We start from the raw sequence: 21,592 nt of genomic DNA on the forward strand, positions 1-21,592 counted from the left end.
ATATTATACTACTATTGTTTAAAATTCCACTATCATCTAATCAGTAGTCCGGCCTTTTCAAGCTTACTTCCCGTAAGTCAGAGGGCTTCGCTATATTTAACCGTCATTATGAGCATGCCTACCATGCAACTATTCACCCGTTTAACGGATCCGAACGATCAAGTTATAGATATTATGTGTGATGTGCTTAAAAATGCATATAACCCTGCTTTATCTAATTTTTTTATATATCGCGATTCAAATTTTAAAACCTACCTGTGTAGTATAGTGGATAGTCCGGATGTTTACATTTTTTACACTTGTGACCACACTTCAAATGAATTAACGGGATTTGTAATTTTTGAAATTGATGGACCGAGCGTTTATTTACGTAATATTATAATCAATCATCAGCTTTCTGCTAACAACATCGGATCGCGCATATTCTTTAAATCGCTTGATATTATAAAAAGTGAAAGGAGTGAGGTTGATATCCTGCAACTGGATGCATTAGGAAAAAACGGTGGAGTATTGAACTGGTACCTTAGTATAGGTATGAAAATTAACAGATACCTGTATTGGTATGATATTACCGATCTGTTTAAAAGCTCGGCACCAACCAAATTAAGCATCGGCAACTATGACAACAGCCAGCTTGTTAAAGATGCTTACGGATTTACGCAGCTTACCTTTAATGGCCAGGAAATAGGCTCATTAATTCAACAAAAATACCTGGTTGTAAAAACCACTTTAACTCAAGATATATTAAGTTGTATACGGCACTATTTTTTTACCATGTCGCTTTTATCAGTATGCCTTATCAGCAATGAAAAATTAAATTTATTGTTAATTGAAAGAGCTGCTCATTTGGTTATTAGTCTGCAAAAACTGAAAACAGAAGAATAGCCTACCTCTCGCCGAAATACAGTTTTAGTTAGGAAACACATTAGTTCACTTTATTTCAGGAAATCATGAACAGATATTTTCTACTACTGTTTTGCTTTTTGCTGCAAAATATTGGGGTTTTTGCAAGCAATAATGATGGCCACGCAAACAGTGCCACCAAACTTAACGCACCATGTTCGCCTTTCAGTACATTACCCTGTACTGATATTCAGGTCGCGTTACCTTACACTTTATCATTTAATGCCGCTGTTAATGGCACTTTAGATGATAAAAATGGTGTGGGGACGGGCTTTACAATGGCGATACCTAATTCAGCGGCTCGCTTAGCTGTAGATGGAGCCTCCTCGGTTCCTGATGCTCCGGGTTATGAGCCCTCAAAGCTCACGGTAACCGGTGGGCGATTAACGCTGGTAACCAACAAAGGTATCGATTATCAGGCCAACAACAACGCCATCAATATAATTGGTGTTCAGGTGCAGCAAACAGGCAAAATAAATATAGAAGCGTCGGTGATCAATCCGCTGAATGGTACACAGGCTCAACAGGCGGGTGTTTGGTACGGCTTAAGTGATCATACTTATATCAAATTGGATATAAGCGGAAATAAAGTGGAGTTGCGCCGGGAGTTTAATGATGTATCAAGTACCGTAGCTGGCGCAAGTAACCCCGATCAGCGTATAACAGGCGTAATTGCTAATCTAAATACCAGAACGGTTAGGTTAAGGTTAACCATTGATGCCACCGCGCAAACAGCCGAAGGTTTTTATTCAATAGATGGGGGCATTACTTATGTAAGCACCGGCGCCACATACCCAACTAAATCTGTAAATATAAGTGGCATGGGTGTAATCAATACCCAGGCTTATGCGGCTATTTATGCTACACATCGTAATGCCACAACACCTGTTACTTATACTTTTGATGATTTCAGTATAAAAAGCGATGCCGGGAATACTTCAACAGGTACTCCTTGCCCGCCATACAGCACATTACCTTGCGCAAATATTAAAGTGGGCTTACCTTATTCATTATCTTTTGATGCCGCGGTTAACAATACTATGGCCGATAAAAATGGTGCAGGAACGGGCTTTACTATGGCGATACCTAATTCCGGGGCTCGCTTGGCTGTAGACGGGGCATCTTCAGTTTCGGATGCGCCGGGTTATGAGCCATCAAAACTCACCCTAACCGGCGGGCGATTGGCAATAGTAACCAACAAAGGTATTGATTACCAGGCCAACAACAACGCTGTCAATATTCTGGGTGTGCAGGTGCAGCAAAGCGGCAGAATAAACATTGAGGCATCAGTTATTAATCCGCTAAATAGTACGCAATCTCAGCAGGCTGGTGTTTGGTACGGGTTAAATGATCATACATCTATAAAGTTAGATATAAGCGGAAATAAAGTGGAGCTGCGCCGGGAACTTAATGATGTATCAAGCACCGTGGCCGGAACAGCCAATCCTGATCAGCGTATAACAGCTGTAATTGCCAACCTGAATACCAGAACGGTTAGGTTAAGGCTAACTATTGATGCCGCCGCTCAAACAGCCGAAGGTTTTTATTCAATAGATGGGGGCGCTACCTATGTAAGTACTGGTGCTGCATATTCAACCTCGTCAATAAATATAAGCGGGATGGGCTTAACTAATGCCGCAGCCTATGCTGCCATTTATGCTACACATCGTAATGCCACAACAGCGGTTACCTATACCTTTGATGACTTTAGCGTAAAAAATGATGTGATAGTAAATCCTTCTTCTTCATTGAAGTTTGCATCTGATAGCTTAACCTATACCATATTTAAGGGCGGTGCTGTAAAATCACAATCAGTTGCTTTGTCGGCTGGTGGGGCAACACCATCGGTTACTTTTAAAGCGCTTACTGCGCCTTGGTTACATCTGCCATCGGCCGGTATTGGTAACATTACTTTTGGCCCAGCCAATATCAGTTCTGATTTAGCTCCGGGTACGTATAAAGGGGCTGTAGTTGCACAGGCTTCGGGCTATCAGTCAGATACTTTAGGTATCAGGATCATTGTGGTTGATGGTGTTTTTCTGGCCTCCACCAATGTGAATTTTCAGGATGCGGCAACAATACCTCCAAGTAACTGGATCCGTGATTTTGGACAGGCTTATGCTTTCAGAACAGCGCCTTACCAATCTTCCGGTTTGCAATATGGATGGAAAAAGAAAGCGGGCTCAACACCTATTAATATAACCTCAAACGGATTTAACCGCAATCAGCCTGAAGATGTTACGCTTTCAACCATGATATACATGCAGGCCAATAATGTAAGTGGTACATTTCCTGGTTCAAAAACAGAATCGTTCTGGGAGATAAAAGTACCGAACGGAACGTATGACGTGTCTGTATCTGCCGGCGATGGCGTAGGGGATGGTAACCCCGAGAGTGATAACTTAACGGTAGAAGGTGTAAAGGCAATAACCGGTTTTGTACCAAGCGGTGGTCCGGGTGCATCAACCAGGTTTAAACAGGCTACAGTTAGGGTAGCAGTTAAAGACGAGCACGTAACCATTACGGCTGACGGCGGTACCAATACTAAAATTAATTATGCGGAGATTTCTCCGGTAAGTATATCGCCTTTTTTGGGCTGGTCTGCCGGAGTAGTGAACATATTAGTTGCCAAAGGAAGCACAGGTACCCGCACCTTTTCGCTAATGGTAGGTAACTCGGATAATAAATCGGTTAATTATACTTTTTCATCAACTTACAATACCGGTACACCAGGCTGGTTGAGCATGAATACATCACAGACCGGTGTAATGCCAAAGGTAACCTTTAATTATACAGCAGCGGCGGCATTACCCATTGGTTCATACAGTGTAGCCGTACGTGCCTCGGCTACAGGTTATACAAGTATATATACTAATGTTTATTTAAGGGTTGTTGATGGTAATAATCCTTACGTTATTTCATCATCGCCCGAAAACGCCGCGGTTAAAGTAAGCCCTAACACTGTAAGTGTTGCTGCCAACCATTTGTCTGTACCTGCGGTAGCCGGTTTTAAAGGAGGTGTTGATAACAGTACAATCACCAGTACAACAGTTAAATTGTTCAAGGTGATAGATAATGTAGCTACCGAGGTACAAGGTGTGGTACAGGGAACAGGTGGTGGCGATGCCATCAGTTTTTCGCCAAAATTTGCACTTGATCCTAATACTACATATAGGTTCAGCATAACCAATGGGGTAAAATCATATAGTGGGGCCGCATTTACACCTTATACTTCCACATTTGTTACAGACTCTGCCCGGACAGATTCTACAACAGTAACATTAAATGCACAGTTTACCAAAGTTGCTATGCCGGGCACTTCAAATAAAAAGTATACCACATTGCGTTTTGGGCCTGATGATAAATTTTATGCCTTAAGACTTGATGGCGCCATAGAACGGTACACCGTGAACCATAGTACTGGAATGCTAAGCAATCAGCAAATTATCACTACGCTGGTTACCAAGTATGGCAACAGATCGGCAATAGGTTTGGTTTTTGACCCGGCTTCTACAGCGGCTAATTTGATATGTTATGTTACCCATTCATCCTCAGGGCTTATTAACTCACCATCTTTTGATGGCAATATATCAAAACTAACCGGGGCTAACCTGCAAACAGAAACCTTGCTGATCACCAAACTACCGCGTTCAACACGTGATCATATGTCAAACAGTTTGCAGTTTGGGCCTGATGGAGCTATGTACCTGTCACAAGGCAGTAACAGCTCTGCCGGTGCCTTTGATGCCGACTGGCAGCGTGCCGAAAGCCTGTTATCGGGTACCATATTGCGTATTGATATGACAAAATTAAACGCTGTAACCTTGCCTTTAAACGTGCAAACAACAGCTACGCAAAGCGTTATAAACGCGGCGCCTGCAGGTTCCATGACCATGAGCGATGGTACCTACAACCCTTACAGTACAGCATCGCCGGTTACCATTTATGCATCTGGGGTGAGGAATGCATATGATCTGTTATGGCATAGTAACGGACAGTTATATATTCCAACTAACGGATCAGGCGGCGGGGGTAACTCACCTGCTTCAGTAAATGGTACAAGGAGGCCAAATGGTACCACCTATCAGGGACCGGCTATTCCGGCAACTACTGATGTGCAAGTGCAGGTAGATTGGCTATTCAGAGTAAATCCTTTAAAAGGTGTCGGATACTTTGGCCACCCTAACCCTTTAAGGGGAGAGTATGTAGAAAATCGTGGTTATCCGGATAATCCATTATACCCGGTAAATATAGTACCAGATGCCAATTATCGCGGGGTTGCCTATAACTTTGGTTTAAACCACTCGCCCAATGGAGTTATTGAATATAAAAGCAACACCTTCAATGGCGCGTTAAAAAATAAGATACTGGTTTGCCGGTTTAGTGGTGGCGGCGATATCATGGTTTTAAAACCAGGTTCGTTAGTTAAAGTAGGCTCAATAAATAGCCCTAACAGTGACGATCGTATCTACGATATAACAGAAGTGACCACTGGTTCAGGTAATTTTGGTTTAGTGGGTATGTCTGGCTTTGCCAATCCTATAAACCTTGTTGAAGACCCAACCAATGGTAATTTGTACGTAATTGAATATAACTGGAATGTAAACCCTAATCTGGTAACGCAAATTACATTGTTACGTGTAAACAATAGCAATGCCGCACCAAGCGGGTTGTTAAGCTTATCTGCTGGTAAAGCCTCAGATATTCATGGTTTAATAACCTATAAAAATTATGATGTTGCAGTAGCCAATAAGGGAGATGGTGATCTGAAAATAAAAGATATCAGGCTAACTGGCAAGGATGCTTCAAACTTCAGCATTCAGGGAATACCGATGCCAAGTAAGGATAGTGTTTTAACCTTGAAAAAGAATGCATCGCTGTCATTTATGGTTAGCGCTCCGGCAAATTTATCTGCCGATCAAACAGTTAGGCTCAGGGTAACCAGTGTAGAAGATTCAGTAAAAGAAGTTGAATTAAAATTACAGCCGGATTCAACCGGAAGCAGTAATGCCGATAGTCTTCAGTTTAACATTAATACCCTTAATAAAAAGGTTGGCAGCGCTTTAACTGTTTATCCGAATCCCAATCTGGGCGAAGTGCTCCATATCAAATTATCAAACTACAAAAAGCTCGAAAAGGTAAACGTTTCCCTCTTTGATATCATGGGCATTAAACTAAAATCAATGGATCTGGTTTCAGATCTGCAAGGAAACTGTAACACCTCCATACAAATGCCTAAGGTGATCAGTACCTCGTATTTTATCATCCGGGCCGTTAGTCCATCGGGCAGTAAAGAAGCAAAGGTTATGCTTCAGAAATAAGAATCCATTTTTTTAAAATCTTATATTAAATCACTTAAAGTTTTTCTTTTATGAAAAAAGCTTTGTTTTTATCCGGTGCTGTTTTTTTAGTACTTGTCGGAATTGTTTTTTTACCAGGACATTTATTAAGCTACTTACCTACGCTTGCCAACGCCAGGCAGCCACATACTTTGCCAGAAGAGCAGGTGGTGGAGTTTACCAAACCATCAATGGCAACATTGAAAATAAATTTTCAGGATTCTGCGGTGGCAACACCCGTTGGCTGGATCAAAGATTTTGGTCTGCCGTTTGGTGTAAAACCAGGAGTGTTCGAATTAGGAAGTTTACAATACGGATGGAAAAAGCGGGATGACGGAACACCTATAAACTTTGTAAGCAACAGCCGCAACAGGAACAACCCGGATGATGTTTTGCTGGAAGGCCTTATTCACATGCAATCAAACGATATTGGCTTGCGTTATGGCCCGTACAAAGGTGTCAGGACAGAAGGTTACTGGGAAATAAAAGTGCTTAATGGGTACTATGATGTTGTGGTTACCGCCGGTGATGGCTTTGTAGGCAAAGCAAAAGAAAAGGAGTGCATTAATGTAGAAGGAAAGAGTGCGATAAAAAACTTTATCCCTTATGGCAAGGAAGGCAGTTTTGGCAGGTTTAAAACAGCCAAGATCAGGGTAAAGGTAAGCGACGGGCTTTTGACTGTTAATGCTGATGGAGGTACAAATACCAAGATCAACAACATCCAGATAACTCCGGTTAAGCTTGATCCGTACTTTTTTTTAGAGAAGTTTAGCCCCAATCTGCTGGTTACCAAGCATGATACCGGCAGTCATTTACTGCACTTAAATTTAATTAACCCTGAAGGTAAAACTATTAATTACGGCCTGCATATTGATTATTTAAAGGGAGCTCAAGGCTGGCTTCATTTAGTTGCTGATAAAAATAAAAAGGATAATAATTTAACTTTTGATTACTCGGCGAGTAAAGGTCTGGCATCAGGAATATATGTGGTAAAGGTAACCGTAACCGCGCCAGGATATAATACACAGCAGGCTCTTTATCAGCTACGCGTAGTTGATGATTCAAAGCCTTTTGTGGTAGCTGCAAACCCGCTTAATGGTTCAACTGCTGTAAGTATTAACACCTCGAGCATCGCCGCTAATAACCTTTCTGTGCCGTTGGTAGATGGCGTTAAAGGCGGTATCGACAACTCAACCATAACCAACAAAACGGTTCGGCTTTTAAAGGAGATTGATGGTACTTACGTTAACGTTAAAGGCGTGGTACAAGGTACCGGTGGGGGGGATGCCATCAGTTTCTCTCCGGCCGCTGCACTTACACCAAATACGCATTATAAATTTTTGATAACCAGTGGGGTAAAATCATATTCAGGCGCTCCTATAGAGGGATATGAAAGTAATTTTTCAACCGGTACTACACCTATTGATTCATCAAGTAAAATTTATAACGCCGATTTTATTAAGATAGCTATTCCCGGAACGCAAAATAAAAACTATACCACACTTACTATCGGGCCGGATGGCCGGTTTTATGCTTTACGCATGGATGGTGTAATTGAGCGTTTTGATATTAATCATGAAGATGGTTCATTAAGCCATCAAACCATGATCAATACCTTGAAGGATAAATATGGAGAACGCACGGCCATTGGTTTAACGTTTGATCCATCATCAACAACTGATAATTTAATTGCGTGGGTATCACATTGCTCAGGCGGGCTTTCAAGCGCTCCTGTGTTTGATGGTAATATTTCACGATTGGCCGGCCCAAATCTGTCAATTGAGGAGATGGTTGTTAAAAGATTGCCCCGCTCAACCCGCGATCATATGGTTAACAGCTTGGCTTTTGGCCCGGATGGTGCGCTGTATATCTGCCAGGGCAGCAATAGCTCTGCCGGTGCTTTTGATAAAGGCTGGCAGCGTGAGGAAAGTCTGCTTGCCGGAGCTATACTCAGACTGGATCTGCAAAAGCTTGCCAAAGTGCCTCTCCCGCTTGATGTAGAAACAAGTCCCGACCAAAAAATAATTAACAAGGCCCCTGCCGATAAAATAAAAATGGGCGATGGTAAGTATAACCCTTACAGCACAAAATCGCCATTAACTATTTATGCTTCAGGTATACGTAATGCTTATGACCTGTTATGGCACAGTAACGGCCAACTTTATTTACCTGCCAACGGATCAGGTGGTGGTGGTAACTCACCAGAATCGGTTAATGGTACGCGTAAACCTGACGGCAGTTTTTATAGCGGACAACATGTGCCGGCTACTAAAGCGGTACAAGTGCAGCACGACTGGTTGTTTAGAGTAAATCCATTGGCCAAAGGCGTAGGATATTATGGCCACCCTAACCCCTTACGTGGGGAATATGTAGTGAACAGGGGTAACATTGATAACCCACTATATGATAAAAGCATCAAAACAGATGTGAATTTCCGTGGCGCTGCCTTTGACTTTGGACTAAACCATTCACCAAACGGAGTAATTGAATACAAGAGTAACACGTTTGGTGGTGCATTAAAAGGCAAGCTTTTGGTGTGCAGGTTTAGCGGTGGCGGTGATATTATGGTGCTGGAGCCGGGTTCGACAATAAAAGGCATTGCCCCTACAGCTAAAGGAGGTGATAAGGTATATGATATCGTAAATAGCGCTCGCGGATCAGCCAATATTGGTTTGATAGGTATGTCAGGCTTTGCAAATCCGCTTGATCTGGTAGAAGATACTGTAAATGGTAATATTTATATCAGCGAGTTTAACTGGAATAATAATCCTAACCTGTTATCACAAATTACGCTGCTCAAGGTGCATGAAATGCCACAGGTTTACGCAGCGAAGGAAAAACCAGGCAAGGTTAAATAACCTCATTATTTGATGAAATTGTATAGTATTAGTTAATTTTTCTGACTTAAATACAATTTATTATTTCCTAATATAATATCAAAACTTTTGGTTGTGCTATGTTGAAGTGGCATTGCACAATCAAAATGTGTAAAATATCTACAGTATTTCACGGTATTACACAAAAACATGTCAAACTGGTTTTGGGGCTTTTTATCCATAATATATTTTTAATATTTGTATGTGGCTATCGTTATCCAAAGCCACATTTTAAAATTCACCCAATATACAGTCACTATGTTAGTGAGAGAGCGAAGCTCGTTAATGTATATCAAAACCCTCAGTTTTCTTAAGTAAAAACTCCACATCATTGTTCATAGTCCGGTTAACTGTGCGCAGTTAGTCATTGTAACATAATCCATAAACCACTTCACTTATAAAGTCATGATCAAAAAATCAAACCTGAAAATGGGTATGTACTTCCCATTTCTAATCGTCGCTATTTTATTGAATTCTTGCACCACTGCAAGCAAGTTAAAGTATTTCCAGGATCTGCCCGAGAATAATAAAGTAACCGATCTCGGCGATTCTCATTTCACAGAGCCGGTTGTACAGCCAGATGATATCCTGTCAATTAATGTTAATACCACAGAGGCCGATGCCGGTCAAATCATCAATGCCCGCAACGGGGTTAATTTGGTAGCAGGTATAAACAGTTCAACCGGATCAGTTGGTGTTAGCTCTGGTTACCTGGTAGATAAAGACGGATTTGTTGAGGTACCTATTCTGGGTAAAGTTCAGTTGGCAGGTTTAACTACAACCAAGGCAAAAGAAGTTGTAAGAACATCAGCTAAAAAATATTTCAAAGACCCAATTGTAGATGTACGTTTTTCAAACTTTAAAATAACTGTTTTAGGCGAAGTTAACCGCCCTGCATCATACGTGTTGCCAAACCAGCAGGTTACTGTGCTTGATGCTATTGGCTATGCCGGTGATATGACTATTTACGGTAAAAGAAACAACGTGTTGATCATGAGAAAAACCAGCGATGGCAAAAATCAGTCAATTACGCTTGATATGACTAAAAAGGAAGTTGTGAACTCACCTTATTATTACCTGAAACAAAATGATGTGGTTTATGTAGAGCCACGCCGTGCCAGACAAGATACAAATACCGAAAATTCTGTGCTTAAATACATCACTGTTGCAGCCACTGTGCTTACTGCAATTGTATTACTGCACCGCTATAGTCTTTAACAAAATTTACGCTCAATACACCAAATTAATTATTGAAAAATACAGCAAACATGACAATAGAATTGGAACCTCAAAAAAACAATGGTTTAAAAAACTTCAGAAAGATGCTTTTAAACCATTGGAAACTATTTTTATTTAGTATGCTGGTATTCATAGCATTGGGTAAAGCTTACCTTATGGTGGCCACACCACAATACTTGATAAGTAGTGCCCTTGTGGTTGAAGCGCAGGCTGCTCAGGCAAGCCCATCATCAGCTTTTGCCGGCGGTTTATCTACTATAGCCCCTACTGAAAACTTAAAAAATGAAGGAGATGTACTTCGTACCCGTAATTTAATTGAAGAAACCGTTAAAACGCTGCATCTGAACATTAATGTGTTTTCAGGCTCAGGTATGCTGGCTCAGCAGATCTATGACGAATCGCCGTTTGAAGCTTCTATCAGCAATCAAAAAGTTGATACAGTTAAAAGAAAGATGTATAAAATTGAAGTGATCAACAGAGAAAGCTTTCATTTATCAAACGACGATGATGATCTGGAACTTAATGGCCAGTTTGGTAAACCTATAAGACTGCCTCAATATGATCTGGTTATTCAGCCTAAACCTCATGCTCCAATTGTACAATCTGTTTATTCTGTGCAAATTACTTCAGAGGATGAGGCTATTGCAACCCTGCTGAAAAATTATGATGCTGAGTTTTCTGATAAAACTACTTCGGCTGTTGATATCACACTATATTATCCTAATGCAAAACGTGGGGAGATTATAGTTGATCATTTAATGCGTCAGTATTTAAAAGATAACATTGCTACCAAAAAAGCCAAAATTGATAGCATGCTTACCTTTATCAATAACCGTATATCGCTTGTTGAAAAAGAACTGGCAGGTATTGAAGGAAATTACGAGCAATATAAAGCAAGCAACAGCATAGCCGATATTAATGAGCAATCAAGGGTAATGGTAGGTAATGCTAATGATTACCAGAATCAGTACAATAACCAACAGGTACAGTTGACTGCGATTTATCAGTTAGAGAAATTTCTGAAAGATCCTTCCAACAAGCAAGTTATCCCTGGGTCGCTAAACATTAATGACGGTTCATTTACAGCTGCACTGAATGATTATAATGGCCTGATTATTCAAAGGCAAAAGAAATTATTATCATACACAGAAGAAAGCCCGCTGGTAATTAATATCGATGAGCAGTTAGCTATATCGCGCGAAAACCTGTTACAGAATATTAAGAGTTACAAACAAGCTATGGAGGCTAAAAGCGCCAAACTTGGCGATCAAACCAACCTGGCCAAAGGAACTTTAAAATCTGTACCAACTAAACAACGTTCTTTGAATGATTTTGGCCGCCAACAGGAACTGAAACAGCAATTATATATTTATTTGTTGCAAAAAAGAGAAGAAACAGCGCTTGCTAAAACATCCAACATCCCAACTTCACACATTATTGATAATGCTAAAAGTACAAAAGAACCGGCCAAACCTTTAAAACCGGTTATTTACCTGCTATCAGCTTTATTAGGCTTTATCGTACCGTTTGGTTATGTAAATAACAAAACACAGCCGCACGTAATTATCAGCTCTGAACAGGATATTCAGGATCATACAGATGTTTCCATTATTGGTAAAATAGGCCATAGCAGCATCTCCAACCGGGTGATGATCGAGGATTCAGCTAAATCGGCGGTTACTGAAAGTTTTCGTACGTTACGAACCAAGATCCAGAACATCTTGAACTCTGATGAAACGCAGATAATCATGGTAACCTCCAGCGTTAACGGAGAAGGCAAAACCTTTATAAGCGCTAACCTGGCCAACATACTGGCAAAAACCGATAAAAAGGTATTGCTCATGGAGCTTGACCTTCGTAAGCCTAAATTATCTGAGATACTTAACCAGGACAGCTCAATTGCCGGTTTCTCTGATTATATGCAGGGCTCATTAGAGTTAGATGATATCATTAAACCTACGGAGTTGAATGAAAACCTGTTCCTGATCTCTTCTGGTCCGGTGGTTTCAAATGCCAGCGAGTTACTGCTGAACAAGAAAACCAAATTTATGCTGGACACACTGAAAGAGCAGTTCGATTATATCATTATTGATAGCTCGCCTATGGGGCTGGTGTCAGACGCCTTGATACTGGAAAAATTTGCCGACATGACCATTTACATATGCAGGCATAATTATACCAATACCGAGCAGATCAACTTGGTAAATCAGCTGAAATCAAAAGATAATATCGAAAACATGTACCTGGTTATCAACGATGTTGACTTTGCTAAAGCCGGGTACTTTGGTTACGGTTACGGCTTAGGCTACGGTAACGAAGCTTAAATCAACAATAGTATAATAACACCGGTAGCTTGCCTACCCATTTGGTTTTAATAGTATATAAAATGTATATAGCACAACAGCCCGCTGAAGTACTGAAAAACTCGAAGCTTAAGTTTGTTAAACAATATGTTAACTTATTAATGCTTGTTTTTCCTGTGATTTCTTTCCTTGTTATTCCATCAATTCCTGGAACAACCATCATTACATTTTTTGCGGGTATATTATGCGTTATCATTTTTATTACGCCACTGGGCAGCACTAAAGAAAAGTTTATCAGAGAGCTGATGATCTTCTCGAGTATAATTATTGTGTTGAGTATATGCTCACAAATGATAAACCTCCTGAGCGATCTGAAGCTGCCTAATGACATCTTTTTGCTGACCCTTAAAAATTATACACAGAATTTTTACCGGCTATCGCACTTAACGCAAACCTTGAATTTAATGGTTGGTTTTACCATCTATTTATATATCAAGTATTTCGCCGATAAAAAAACAATAACGTATATTTTTTGGGGAGTAAGGCTACTGTGTTTTTATGGTATTTATGAATTACTTTTTTACCTGGTATTTCATCAAAATGGCGACTTTATTGTAAACCGTACTTTCGGTTACGAAAACAGAACAGCATCACAATTTCAAACCATGAACATGGGTGGCATCAGCGTGATCCGTATGACGAGCTATACCGGTGAGCCATCTATGTTTGTATTTACAGCTTTTCCTTTTTGGGTATTAGCTGTGGGCCTGAAGCGTAAGTTTGATAGCTATTTGATTTTGGGTTGCTTGCTTTTTACCTTTTCAACTACCGCTTATTTAGCCATTGTAATATTCGCCGCGTTTTGGATGGTGTACAAAAAGGAGTTTCAGCTGATATTTTATTCGCTGATAGCGTTGGCTGGTTTCTGCTTTGTTTTACAGCTGGATATGTTTAGCCACGTGTTTGACAGTATTTATAAAATAGTTTTTGCCAGTAAAATGAATGGTTCGGCCTCTTCATCAAAAGACAGGATGGAGCATTTTCAAGAGCACCTCACTTTTTGGTCAAACATGAATATTTATAATGAAATAGTTGGTGTAGGCTTTGGCTATGTGCGGTCGACAGATTTTTTTAGTACCGTTATGGTTAACAATGGGGTACTTGGCCTTATCCTGTTCACATCATTCTTTTATGATAAGCTATCATACAAAATAAAGCCTGAGCAGGTACAGTTTTCTTACAAAATAGCATTGGTATTATTGTACTTCATATTAATGACAACAGTACCGGAATTTGCTTATCCAAGCCTCTGGATATTTTTAGGATTGGCTTATGTTTTATCAGCCGTTCCTAAGGTAGTAAACTCTGTTCAGCCGGATATGAGTATTACACCTTATCAGCAACGATTACTGGCTAACAACCCGGCATAAACCTTTCAGGAGATTATACACATAAGTGTACGCTTGTTAATTAAATCAATAAGTAATTCATAGTATTCAGGATGATCATCATCAACGGTAAGTTTTTACTTCAGAGAAGAACCGGTGTTCAGCGTTATGCTTATGAGCTTACCAACCTGCTGCTAAAATCAGAGCTGGAGGTAAAGATCATAGTACCCAAAGATGTTAATATAGCCGATTTTGAATTTCCTGAAGATGCTTTTATAAGAGCAGGTATTTTTAAAAACCGTACACTATGGGAGCAAATTGATTTAAACATATACTTGAGGCGGAGGAAAAACGCACTCCTGATAAGTTTTTGCAATACAGGGCCGGTTTTATTAAAAAACCACATTGTTTGTATACATGATATGTCATATCATTACAACCCTAAGTGGTTTTCAAAAAGCTTTTCCAGTTATTATAAAGTTTTAATACCGCTACTGGCAAAAAAGGCATTACATATAGTTACCGTAAGTGAGTTCTCCAAAAAGCAGATATGCGAAACACTAAGGGTACAGCAATCAAAGGTTACGGTTATTAACAATGCCCCTTCAGGTAAATTTGTTGCTCCAAGCCTTGATTCTTTGGTTTTTCAGAAAGATGATTTTTTTCTGTTTGTAGGCTCACATGATCCGCGAAAAAATATTCAGTTACTGATCAAAGCTTTTTCCTTAAAAGAATATTGTTCGTTGAAGCTGGTAGTAATAGGGGCTTCATCTAACTCTTTTCATAATGAGGATTACCAGGCAACCAGCAATATAAGTTTTGTAACCAACTGTGATGATCAGATGCTGGCCGATTATTATAAACGAGCCAGGGCATTAATAAACAGTTCGTTTTATGAGGGATTTGGTTTACCGGTTGTTGAAGCTATGGCAAGCGGTTGCCCCCTGATTATTTCAGAGATCCCGGCATTTGTTGAGGTTGCACAAAGAAAAGCAAACTACTTTAATCCTAATTCATTATCGACACTTAAAATAGCCCTGAACAATTTCCTGAAAAAAACAGATTCGGAAATGAAATCGCTGATCATTAATAATTATCAGTTCAGTTTCAATTACGATTGGGAAATGTCATGCGGCCAGTTGGTTCAACTAATTCACAAACTCAGGCATGAACGTAATTAAAGATATCAAGTTAGACCTGTATCGCTTACGCACAGAGTTTGGAGCAGGTAATGTGATGGCCCTGCTGGCTAACAGAGGGGTTCATGCACTGATCAACTATCGCATTTCGCATTACTTATACACTAAAAAAATCCCACTGCTGCCATTATTATTAACACGCGTTGTACAAATATTTTACGCCATAGACATTGACTACAAAGCCATATTAGTGATCATTCACGGTATAGGCGTAGTAATAGGCCAGGGAGCAATTGTGAGGTCAAACACCACGATTTATCATGGTGTAACACTCGGGCGTAAAAAACAAGGGTTAAAAATTCCGCCCGATGATGGTTTCCCAATTATACAACATAATTGTGTATTAGGGGCTGGGGCTAAAATAATAGGTCCGGTAAGGGTTGGCGAAAACTGTGTTATAGGCCCTAATTGTGTAGTAACAGACTCTATCCCTCCGAATACGATTATTAAACTTCATTGTGCAGCTTTTGAAACAAGGTCGCTCAAACCTAAATTAATTTACTAATATGAATATAGCTATAGTTCAAGATGAAATTGTAAGAAGGGGCGGGGCCGAACAAGTTGTTTTAAGCTTTCATAATGCGTTTCCTGATGCTCCTATATACACTCTCAACTACAATCCCGAAACTTCATATCCGGAATTTAAGCTTTGCAATATCAAAACAAGCTGGTTTGGTAAGTACATTAAAAGCGAAAAAAATCTAAAACGGTTTTTCTTTCCTTTTGGAATTTTGGCCATGAAGCAGCTTTATTTGAAGGGCTTTGATGTTATACTGCAATCAACAACACATTGCGCCAAGTATATTAAAACAGATCCGAATACGATAGTGATTACTTATTGCCATACACCTTTCAGGCTGGTTTGGAACCCCGATTCGTATGAGCAGATTTCTAATAGCAACTCTTTAAAAAGAAAGCTGTTTGACCTGGTGATCAACAGGCTTAAAATTTTTGATAAACAATCGGCCTTACGGACAGATTATTTTCTCACCAATTCAAAAACAGTAGTCCCGCGCATTGAAGAAGCTTATCATCCGCCAATGGGGGTTACAGTTATTAATCCGTCGGTAAAATGCAATAACTTTTATGTTGCTGATCAAGTAGGCGATTACTACCTGGTGGTTTCAAGATTTGAATACTATAAAAAGGTTGATCTGGTTATCGAGACATTTAATTTAATGCCCGATAAAAAGCTGATTATTGTTGGCAAAGGCTCACGCGAAAAAGAACTGAAGGAATTGGCCGGCGATAATGTTACCTTCCTGAGCGGCCAAAGTGCAAAACAACTGGCTGATTTATATGCTAACTGTAAAGCATTCATTTTCCCGCAACTGGAAGATTATGGCATAACCCCACTGGAAGCCAACGCGTCTGGTCGGCCTGTTATAGCCTATGGTAAAGGCGGTGTGTTAGATACTATGATACCGCTAAAAGATGATGCATCGAAAGCTACCGCTGTATTGTTTCCAAAACAAACAACAGCAGCCTTAAAACATGCCATTGAAACTTTTGAGGTTTCTAATTTCGATTCAAGGTTCATCAGGCAACACGCCGAAACATTTGATGATACCTGCTTTGTTAAAAAGATCAGGGACTTTGTTGGAGAGAAATATGTTTCGCATCAAAACAAGCCCTTAATTGTAAACGAACTTTAAAATCCTGCACCGTGCGTATTTTGATATTTAATACTTTTTACTTTCCCAAGTTTGTGGGAGGGGCAGAAGTATCAGTTCAGCTGCTGGCAGAGGGACTGGTGAAAAAAGGGAACCAGATCTTTGTGATAACCTTTGGTGAAAAGTTTAGCATCGAGAGGCTCAACGGAGTTGTAGTGATCAGAATTAAGCAACGTAATATTTACTCGAGCTACATCAATAAAGAGCGCTCAAAACTGGCCAAAACCATGTGGCATATAGTTGATTCATTTAATCCGCTATACGTGTTCTTTATTTATTCACTGGTTAAACGTATAAAACCCGAAGTAATACACACCAACAATATCATGGGCTTTTCGCCAAGCTTATGGGCACTCATCAGACTGCAGAAAGTTCCTATTGTACATACCATGCGTGATTATTACCTGATGTGCCACCGTACTAACATGTTCAACAATAACCATCCGTGTGAGCACCTGTGTAAAGACTGTAAAATTACCCATGCTTTAAAGAGTAACTTCATGAACTATCCGGATTACTTTGTAGGCATTAGTAACTATATACTCACTAAACACAATTCGCTGATAGATAATGAAAAGCCAAAGGCTGTTGTGTATAATGGAGTTAGCGTTAATGGCGGATCAAAAGGTATTCAACATTCTGATAAGCTCACATTTGGTTACATGGGCCGCATATCTCCAGATAAAGGTGTGGAATTCATGATAAAGGAGCTTGCCGCCTGTACCGAACAAACAAAGGCCAAATTTAAATTGCTGCTGGCAGGCAGAGGAGATCCGGAGTATATCGATTATCTTAAAGATATTGCCAGGGGTTTTGAAATTGAATTTGCCGGCGTACTTAAGCCCGAAGTGTTTTATCAATACACCAAAGTACTTATTGTACCATCATTATGGCCCGAGCCATTTGGGCGCACCGTTATTGAGGCACTGTCATTTGAGGTTCCGGTTTGTATATCAAACAGTGGCGGATTAACAGAATTGCATGATGAAATAAGTACCTGGCTCTATACTCCAAAGGAAACTTACCTGAGCAAATTGGTTGAGCAAATTGCCAATAACCAGCAAAGCATCGAACAGAAAAAAGCACATTGCCTTGCCAGCGCTAAACGCTTTGATCAACGTCAATATGTAGAAGGTTATCAAACCATTTACAATGAAATTAAAAATTCTTATAGCGTACAACACGGGTAGTTATGCGCAATTTACCAACACAGAGGGCCTTTTAATTTTACTTGTATTTAAAGAGTATAGGGCTCCAAGCTACAACTCAACCAATACGGGCATTCAGTTTGTTTGTTAACCTCAAATGCCGACTATTTGACCACGCCGGTAACATCTGACTTATTCTTTTACCACTTACATCAATGATAGATTATCAAGCAAAATCTGATAAAAAACTTGTAGCACAAGGTATTTTATGGAACTGTATACAAATGGTTGTTAACCAATCATTTGCTTTTATTATCAAACTGGTTTTAGCAAAGCTGCTATTCCCGGTACAGTTTGGCCTTATTGGTATGGCTACCATATTTACCGGCTTTGTTCAGGTATTGAATGATTTGGGCGTAGGAGCGGCGCTGGTTCAGCGTAAAGACAAACATTTGTTTGAAGAGCATTTTCATACCGCCTTCTGGACAGGTGTAACCTGGTCGGTAAGCCTATACCTTATCATGAGCTTTGCGGTTGGCCCTTTGGCTGCTATGTTCTACAACCAACCCATGCTGGTTACTATTATACCGGTATTAAGTTTGGCCATTTTGTTTAGCCCGGTTAACCTGGTGCATAAGGCGCAGCTTACCAAGAGCATGGATTTTAAAAAAATAGCATTTATTGATAATGCATCAAACATAGCCGCTGGTATAATAGCATTGGCACTGGCTTTTTGGGGTGCTGGTGTTTGGGCGCTGGTTTTTAACTCAGTTGCTATTGTGGTAATATCTATGCCGCTTTATTTTAAAGCAACAGGTTGGCTGCCAAAGTTTATGTGGAGCAAGCAGGCGTTTAAAGATATTTTTGGCTTCGGCGCGTACACCACCGGTTCAAACATATTGAACTACATGTATAATAATATTGATTACCTGCTTATAGGTAAACTTTTGGGCGCATCTGTTTTAGGTATCTACACCCTGGCGTTTGTACTAACCGATACTTTCAGAAGCCGGATCATGGCCGTTATCAATAATGTGATGTACCCGGTTTATGGCCGCAAACAAAACGATGCACAGGCCTTAAAGGGTTATTACCTAAAAGTAGTGCAGTTTAACTGTATAGTGGTGTTCCCGATCATGGTTTTCTTTATTGTATTAGGTAAACCATTTGTTGAGAATGTATTCGGTCTTAAATGGCAGGAAGCGGTTGTTCCGCTGCAGATATTAGCCGGCTCGGTAATGCTTCACATTCTGGTTAGTGGTAACACCGCTTTGCTGCGTGGTGTTGGTCGCCCGGGATTGGAAATGAAATTGCAAATTGTAAAAGCGCTTATCTTTTTACCAACACTTGCTTTTGGTATTAAGTACAACGGCATTGTAGGCGCGGCATGGGCTATACTGTTTAATAAATTTGTGGTAGTAGTAGTAGCGCAATATAGCTTCACAAAAATATCGGCGGTTAAAATCAGGATAGTAGATATGCTGAAAGCTATTAAAGGCCCCTTGGCTGCATCACTTGTTTCATGCGCAGTTGGTTATGCTTTTGCTGTAGCTCACTTGCATTATATCAGTGGAGGTATAGCGCTGTTCATTAGTTATTTCCTGGTAGTATTCTGGTTAATGAATACCGAATTAAAAGCCATATATAAATTATTCAGGGGTGCAAATTAATCTCTTTTAAAAGCTTTGCTTATGAAGATCTCGGTAATAATACCCTGCTATAATTGTGCTGATTTTATAGAAAGAGCAGTATCAAGCGTTTTACAGCAAACGCTGAAAGAGTATGAGATAATACTGGTTGATAACAACTCAACCGATAATACTTTCTCAAAGCTGCTCGATCTCAAAAAAAGTAACCCGCAAATTATTTCTGTACTAAGCGAATTGACTAAAGGAGCGCCGGCAGCAAGAAATAAAGGCATTGTAGAGGCTAAAGGACAATACATACAGTTTTTAGATGCCGACGATGAGCTTAAACCGGTTAAACTGGAATCACAATATTTAACGGCCGAACGCATGCAGGCCGATGTGATCATTGGTAACCATACCTTAATTTATTCCGTCAACGGCAAAATAAAAACACATACCAAGTTTGCAAATCCAGATCCCTGGGAGGGCTTGATCAACTCAAACTTAGGTATAACCAGTTCAAACCTTTGGCGAAAAGACAGCCTGGTAAAGGTAAATGGCTGGGATACACAAAAAACATCATCGCAGGAGTATGATCTGCTGTTCAGGTTACTACAAAGCGGTGCCAAATTTGCTTATGAAGGTTCGCTGCAAACCAATATATATAAAGCTGAAAGCTCTATATCAAAAAGCACAAACAAAAAGCGGGTTGAAGAAATAATTACCAACAGGATCGAACTCCGCAAAAACATCAAAGCATATCTGGAAAAAAGCGATCTGCTTACCCCCAAATTAAACAGGCTGATAGATACGTACATCTATATGGAGCTGATGACCCGGGTTGATGATATCCCTGAGTTCGCAAATGAGTATCTGAAAAATAATTTGTTGGATATATCAAAAGGTAAGGTTTTTAAAACCCAGCTAAAACGCTACTTAAAGCCGCTTAAATTGCTTAGTAACTAAAAATCTTTCACACACTATAAACTGATAAGTTTCATGCCTAAAACATTTGTAACCGTTATTATACCAACGTATAACGATTGGGATAGCCTGTCTCTTTGTCTTGATGCTTTATCAGTTCAAACCTATCCGTCTGAGCAGTTTGAGATCATTGTGGTTAATAATAAACCAGGCTCGTTACCAAGTGCCGCTTTCAGAGCACCTGATAACTGTGTAGTTATTGACGAAGCTAAGCCGGGTTCATACGCATCACGTAATGCGGGTATCAGAATAGCTAAAGGTGAAATTATCGCATTCACTGATTCTGATTGTATTCCTGATAAAAACTGGCTTACGGAAGGTGTAGGTTATATGCTCAGTAATCCACAAGTTGGGCGCATTGCCGGGAGGATAGATCTGTTTTATCGTTCGCCAAAATTAGTGAATGTTGAGTTGTACGAAAAGATATATGCCTTTAACCAGGAGCTATATGTTAAAAATGATTCAACAGCTGTAACTGCAAATATTTTCACTTACAAAAGCTCCTTCGATAAAGCCGGACTGTTTAACGAAAATTTAATGTCGGGTGGCGATTATGAGTGGTCTGTAAGAGCACAAAAAGCGGGTATACCTATCCATTATGTAGATACAGCTATTGTTAATCACCCGGCTCGGTATCATATGGATGAACTGGTAACCAAAGCTAAACGCGTAGGAGGCGGACAAGCCAAGTTCTCGGCCGATGGTAAAGACAGTATCATCAAAACCATTACCCGTTTTATTTACGACCTGAGGCCACCCGTTAAAAGCATCCAATTGATTAACAGTAGGGGTAAGGATCTGAGCCTGATGCAAAAAATAACCGTTTTTCAATTACGCTATTACCTTTCAATAGTTACCGCTTACGAAAAATTCCTGGTTAGGAAAGGCAAAACACCATCGCGTGTATAACAA

At 40.0% G+C, this 21,592-nt stretch carries 13 protein-coding genes; all 13 read left to right on the forward strand.

The window, feature by feature from the left end; genetic code table 11:
• The first annotated feature begins 108 nt into the window (after positions 1-108).
• The 13 genes from AAGC65_RS02070 to AAGC65_RS02130 all read left to right on the forward strand — a co-directional run bounded on the left by AAGC65_RS02070 (position 109) and on the right by AAGC65_RS02130 (position 21,589).
• Complete coding sequence (locus tag AAGC65_RS02070) at positions 109-885, forward strand: hypothetical protein (protein ID WP_343110741.1); 777 nt, start codon at positions 109-111, stop codon at positions 883-885.
• A 65-nt stretch (positions 886-950) separates the two neighbouring features.
• The gene (locus tag AAGC65_RS02075) at positions 951-6,224 is read left to right on the forward strand and encodes an Ig-like domain-containing protein (RefSeq protein WP_343110742.1); all 5,274 of its coding nucleotides are present in this window, start codon (positions 951-953) and stop codon (positions 6,222-6,224) included.
• 50 nt (positions 6,225-6,274) lie between these two features.
• Complete coding sequence (locus AAGC65_RS02080) at positions 6,275-9,100, forward strand: Ig-like domain-containing protein (RefSeq protein WP_343110743.1); 2,826 nt, start codon at positions 6,275-6,277, stop codon at positions 9,098-9,100.
• 423 nt (positions 9,101-9,523) lie between these two features.
• Positions 9,524-10,336: a polysaccharide biosynthesis/export family protein gene (locus AAGC65_RS02085; protein ID WP_343110744.1), complete on the forward strand. Its 813-nt coding sequence runs from the start codon at positions 9,524-9,526 to the stop codon at positions 10,334-10,336.
• 50 nt (positions 10,337-10,386) lie between these two features.
• On the forward strand, positions 10,387-12,681 hold the full coding sequence (locus AAGC65_RS02090) for a polysaccharide biosynthesis tyrosine autokinase (protein ID WP_343110745.1): 2,295 nt from the start codon (positions 10,387-10,389) through the stop codon (positions 12,679-12,681).
• Positions 12,682-12,743: 62 nt separating this feature from the next.
• A complete protein-coding gene (locus AAGC65_RS02095; RefSeq protein WP_343110746.1) occupies positions 12,744-14,090 on the forward strand; it encodes a hypothetical protein in 1,347 nt (448 codons plus the stop codon).
• A gap of 71 nt (positions 14,091-14,161) precedes the next feature.
• Positions 14,162-15,229, forward strand: coding sequence for a glycosyltransferase family 1 protein (locus AAGC65_RS02100; protein WP_343110747.1), 1,068 nt, complete (start codon positions 14,162-14,164; stop codon positions 15,227-15,229).
• Complete coding sequence (locus AAGC65_RS02105) at positions 15,216-15,752, forward strand: DapH/DapD/GlmU-related protein (protein WP_343110748.1); 537 nt, start codon at positions 15,216-15,218, stop codon at positions 15,750-15,752. The genes AAGC65_RS02100 and AAGC65_RS02105 overlap by 14 nt, the downstream gene beginning before the upstream one ends.
• Before the next feature lies 1 nt (position 15,753).
• Positions 15,754-16,902, forward strand: coding sequence for a glycosyltransferase (locus tag AAGC65_RS02110; protein WP_343110749.1), 1,149 nt, complete (start codon positions 15,754-15,756; stop codon positions 16,900-16,902).
• 11 nt (positions 16,903-16,913) lie between these two features.
• The gene (locus AAGC65_RS02115) at positions 16,914-18,110 is read left to right on the forward strand and encodes a glycosyltransferase family 4 protein (RefSeq protein ID WP_343110750.1); all 1,197 of its coding nucleotides are present in this window, start codon (positions 16,914-16,916) and stop codon (positions 18,108-18,110) included.
• A 173-nt stretch (positions 18,111-18,283) separates the two neighbouring features.
• Complete coding sequence (locus AAGC65_RS02120) at positions 18,284-19,738, forward strand: lipopolysaccharide biosynthesis protein (protein WP_343110751.1); 1,455 nt, start codon at positions 18,284-18,286, stop codon at positions 19,736-19,738.
• A 21-nt stretch (positions 19,739-19,759) separates the two neighbouring features.
• Positions 19,760-20,662: a glycosyltransferase family A protein gene (locus tag AAGC65_RS02125; RefSeq protein ID WP_343110752.1), complete on the forward strand. Its 903-nt coding sequence runs from the start codon at positions 19,760-19,762 to the stop codon at positions 20,660-20,662.
• A 33-nt stretch (positions 20,663-20,695) separates the two neighbouring features.
• Complete coding sequence (locus AAGC65_RS02130; protein ID WP_343110753.1) at positions 20,696-21,589, forward strand: glycosyltransferase family A protein; 894 nt, start codon at positions 20,696-20,698, stop codon at positions 21,587-21,589.
• Positions 21,590-21,592: the final 3 nt, after the last annotated feature.

This window comes from Mucilaginibacter sp. (genome assembly GCF_039207105.1).
Lineage (GTDB): Bacteria > Bacteroidota > Bacteroidia > Sphingobacteriales > Sphingobacteriaceae > Mucilaginibacter.